At 61.7% G+C, this 1453-nt stretch carries 1 protein-coding gene; it reads left to right on the top strand.

Annotated elements, in window-relative coordinates:
- On the top strand, positions 1 to 1453 hold a 1453-nt coding region (locus KVT32_RS27750; protein WP_217619155.1), incomplete at both ends, for an N-6 DNA methylase.

The following is a 1453-nucleotide window of genomic DNA, read 5'->3' as shown; positions in this document are numbered from 1 at the left end:
AACTGCGTGCCTACGACTATGTCGTTGCTAACCCGCCGTTCTCCGACAAGAAATGGTCCACCGGCCTCAACCCGGCCAACGACCCCTACCAGCGCTTTACCTGGGGTGAGCCGCCAGCCAAGCAAGGCGACTACGCCTACCTGCTGCACATCATCCGCAGCATGAAGGCCACCACTGGCAAGGGCGCCATCATCCTGCCGCACGGCGTGCTGTTCCGTGGCAACGCGGAGGCCCATATCCGCCGGCAACTGGTGCGCTCCGGCATCCTCAAGGGCATCATCGGCCTGCCCGCCAACCTGTTCTATGGCACCGGCATCCCCGCCTGCATCCTGGTGCTGGACAAGGAAAACGCCAGCGCCCGCAAGGGCATCTTCATGATCGACGCCAGCAAAGGCTTCATCAAGGACGGCCCCAAGAACCGCCTGCGCGAGCAGGACATCCACCGCATCGTCGATGCCTTCCGCCGTGGCGTAGACGTGCCGCGCTATGCCCGCATGGTGCCGCTGGATGAAATCGCCAGTGACAGGAACGACTACAACCTCAACCTGCCGCGCTACATCGACAGCAGCGAGCCGGAAGACCTGCACGACATTGACGCCCACCTCAACGGCGGCATCCCCGAGCGCGACATTGATGCCTTCGCCGCCGACTGGCAGGAAATGCCTGCCCTGCGCCAGGCGCTGTTCGAGGCCGAGCGTCCGGGTTATGCGAGGCTGCGCCAGCCAATGACCGAAGTGCGTTCCATTATCCTCGTCCATCCGCAGTTCCAGCAATTCCGCAGCAAGGTCGAAACCCTATTCGGCAAATGGCAGCAGGCCGTCATGCCGCTGCTCACTGGCATCCAGCCCGGCGACAAACCCAAGGCGCTGATTGCACAGGTTTCCGAAACCCTGCTCACCACCTTCCACGCTGCACCGTTGCTCGACCCCTATGACATTTACCAGCACCTAATGGACTACTGGGCCGAGACCATGCAGGACGACGCCTACCTGATCGCTGCCGATGGCTGGGTGGCGCTGCCCCGGCGCATCGTTGAAACCGACAAGAAGGGCAAGACCAAGGACAAGGGCTGGACTTGCGACCTGCTGCCCAAGCGCTACATCGTCGCCCGCTACTTTGCCGCCGAACAGGCCGAACTGGAGGCAAAGCAGGCCGAACTGGATGGCGTTACCAGCCAGATTGCCGAACTGGAGGAAGAGCACGGTGGAGAAGACGGTGCCTTCGCAGGTTTCGACAAGGTCAATGCTGCGCAGGTGAAAGATCGTCTCGCCGAAATTGTCAATGACGACGACAGCGCCGACGAACGCTCCGTGCTCAAGCAGTGGCAGCAACTCAGCGCCCGCGAAGCCGCACTCAAGAAGACCGTCAAAACTCTGGAGCTTAAACTCGACCGGCAAGCCCACGACCATTATGTCACCCTCAGTGAAGCCGAGGTCAAAGCGCTTGTGGTGGA

Origin of the sequence: Achromobacter sp. GbtcB20, assembly GCF_019091095.1 — a bacterium.
Taxonomy (GTDB): Bacteria; Pseudomonadota; Gammaproteobacteria; order Burkholderiales; family Burkholderiaceae_B; genus Achromobacter; species Achromobacter mucicolens.
The sequence above is the reverse complement of the archived record's forward strand: the minus strand, read 5'-3'. Positions and strand labels throughout refer to the sequence as shown.